Here is a 2,851-nt window from a genome sequence, read left to right on the forward strand (position 1 = left end):
TGTGCAGCGGCAAAGCTGGCTTCCATCAATCCGCTGTCGACACCATGGTTCCTGACATAGAAGAACCCGATTTCGCGCGCCGTGCGGCCGATTTCTGCGGCGACCTTTTTAAGACCGCCGGGCGCGTTCGAGATGAGCGGCTCGAGATCGATTACCGGGAGATCGTGACCTGACATGGTTCCTGGCCCCGTCACTCGGCCGCCGCGACTGGACGGTTAGCGGCCTGTCCTGCGACGAATTTCCGCCAGCTTCCGAGCGAGGTGATGTCTTCAGCTCCCTTGATGCCGGCAGCTTCACACATGAAACCCGTCACGCTGCGCCCGTCGGCGAGGACAAGCGTGCCGAGACCGAGCGGTGCCGGTATGCCGACCAGAAAGCTGCCGACCTGATCCACCGGCAAAGCCCAGATCTCGAGTTCGATTTGACCGCCAGAAGCAGCCTCTCCGCGAACGAGACCCGGACGCTTCGGCGGGCCTCCGGCAAGGGCGTAAAGCGAATAAGCATCACTGGTCTCGGCCGCCTCCAGAAAGCGGCCGCCGCGCGATGTAAGTTCGTGATTGAGAGCCATGCCGGACATGTGCGCACCACAGACGGCAAGGGCCAATTCGTTTTCCCACGCCTGCGGAATGACTTCGGATGGTAACGGCAAGTTCCACCCCGTCGCGCCCAATGTATGTGGCGCCAGCTGTTCCAGCTTGCAGCCGAGCGCTGCGAGGAAACCATCTTTCCCGGCCGCCGCCAGCAGTGTCACGCTGCCGGGCCGTCCATCCGATCTCGGTGCGACCGGCACCGCAAGACCGCACATGTCGAGAAGGTTCACGAAATTCGTGTAAGTGCCATTCCGCGAATTCGGGCCGATCGGATCGGCTTCCAGATCCAGGACACTGTAGAAGGTCGGCATGGTCGGCACGCACAGGAGATCGAGCCCCGCAAGGACCGGCTCGGTTTTCCGGGAAAGATCCTTCAGGCGATAAAAACCGCGGAAAGCATCCGTTGCGGTCAGGTTCAGCGCCGCTCCGACGACCTTACGGGTCACGGGATGCACCGCCTCCGGGTTGTCCCGCATCAGGTCTTCGATCACCGTATGGCGCTCGGCGACCCAGGCGCCTTCGTAAAGCATGTGGGCGACGTCATAAAACGGCGTGAAATCAATTTCGACGATCTCGGCACCCGCAGACTTCAGAAGCGCAACGGTATCGGCAAAGGACTTTTCCTGGACGGCATCGCCGCAGAACTCGATGGACCCTGCATCCGGGATCCCGATACGGAGTTTTTCCGGAACTGGCTGTAAAGCCGGCGTCGCGATCGCTCTGGAATAGGCATCAGCCTCGTCGTAACCGGCAGCTGCCTGATAGGCGGTGTAGGCATCTTCCACGGTCAGCGCAAAGATGGAAATCGTGTCCAGCGTCCGGCAGGCCGGGACGACACCGGTGGCTGACAGGGCACCGAGTGTGGGCTTCAAGCCGACAATGTTGTTCAAAGCGCCCGGCACGCGGCCGGAACCCGCAGTATCCGTCCCAAGAGAAAAACTGACTATTCCATGCCCGACTGCAACGGCAGACCCGGATGAAGACCCGCCCGGGACGATTTCGGGGTCCACGGAATTCTTCGGCGGCTGGTAGGGCGAGCGGACGCCGACCAGGCCGGTCGCGAACTGGTCGAGGTTCGTCTTGCCGATCGGCATTGCACCGGCCGCCTTCAGCCTTGCGACGACAAACGCGTCCTCATCGGCAACATATTCATAGGCGGGACAGGCCGCTGTCGTCGGCTTGCCGGCAACATCGATATTGTCCTTGATGACGAAGGGAATGCCCCACAGGGGCTTGGCCGGATCGTACGCCCCAAGCGCTTTTGCCGCCTCCAGTACTTCCGCCTTGTCGAAGAGGCAGATGAAGATCCCCGGATCGCCGATACTGTCGATGCGCCGGTACACTTCCTCGACAATGTCGGCAGGGGTTGTCCCGGTCTTGTAGGCCCCCTGGAGAGAGGAAAGCGTGAAGGGAAGTTCGAACATCCTGGACCTCAATATCTTGTCTTTCATTCGGCGGCCGAGCGTTCCACCGTGACAGTGACCGGCGGCTTCGGCGCTGCTGCAAGCAGTTCGCTGGTATAGGGGTGAGAAGGGGTTTCCATGACCTCGACAGCAGTTCCCTGTTCCACGATTTCGCCGTCCCGCATGACGATGACACGATCGCAGAGCAGCCGGACCACATGCAGGTCATGGCTGACGAAGAGATAGCTGATGCCGAGTTTGGTGCGCAAATCGACCAGCAGGTTGAGAACGATCGCCTGGATGGAGACATCGAGCGCAGCCGTCGGTTCGTCGAGGATGAGAAATTGCGGATCGACCGCGATGGCGCGGGCAATGCCGACACGCGCTTTCTGGCCACCCGAAAGCTGGTGGGGGAACCTGTCCAGCAAGGGGCGCGGCAGTCCGACGAGATCGGCCAGCTCCTCTACCCGCGCGGCCCGCTCCCGTGTCGGCATGTTCGTCAGACGTGCCAACGGTTCCACGATGGACTGGCGTGCGGTATGCCTTGGATTGAAGCTGTCGGTCGCGTCCTGGAAGACCATCTGGATCCGGGCCCTGTCCGGGTCGCGGGCAAAATCCCTGGCGGACGACCTGGCGAGATCCCGGCCGTTGAAAAGGATTTCGCCGCTGGTCGGGTCAATCAGGCGAACCAGCATCGAGGACGTCGTGGACTTGCCGCAGCCGGATTCGCCAACAAGGCCGACACTCTCGCCCTTTCTGACGTCGAAGGAAATTCCCTTTACCGCATGAACCGGCCCGGACTTGCCTTGATAGGTCTTGGTCAGCTCGCGGACCTCCAGCAAGGGTTCCTCAACCTTC

General features: G+C 61.5%; 3 protein-coding genes. All 3 read right to left on the reverse strand.

What is annotated here, in order from left to right; all coding sequences use genetic code 11:
- A partial coding sequence (locus tag ACQY7U_RS13560) for a 2-oxoglutarate and iron-dependent oxygenase domain-containing protein (RefSeq protein WP_428645265.1) occupies nucleotides 1–176 on the reverse strand: 176 nt, incomplete at its 3' end.
- A 14-nt stretch (nucleotides 177–190) separates the two neighbouring features.
- On the reverse strand, nucleotides 191–2,014 hold the full coding sequence (gene atzF, locus ACQY7U_RS13565; RefSeq protein WP_428645261.1) for an allophanate hydrolase: 1,824 nt from the start codon (nucleotides 2,012–2,014) through the stop codon (nucleotides 191–193).
- A gap of 23 nt (nucleotides 2,015–2,037) precedes the next feature.
- A partial coding sequence (locus ACQY7U_RS13570; RefSeq protein WP_428645263.1) for an ABC transporter ATP-binding protein occupies nucleotides 2,038–2,851 on the reverse strand: 814 nt, incomplete at its 5' end.

The organism is Roseibium sp., from assembly GCF_050301095.1.
Lineage (GTDB): Bacteria > Pseudomonadota > Alphaproteobacteria > Rhizobiales > Stappiaceae > Roseibium.

What these genes read in the sequence shown, in the direction of transcription:
- atzF (WP_428645261.1), bottom strand. Translation starts at nt 2,014, where the DNA reads ATGTTCGAACTTCCCTTCACGCTTTCCTCTCTCCAGGGGGCCTACAAG.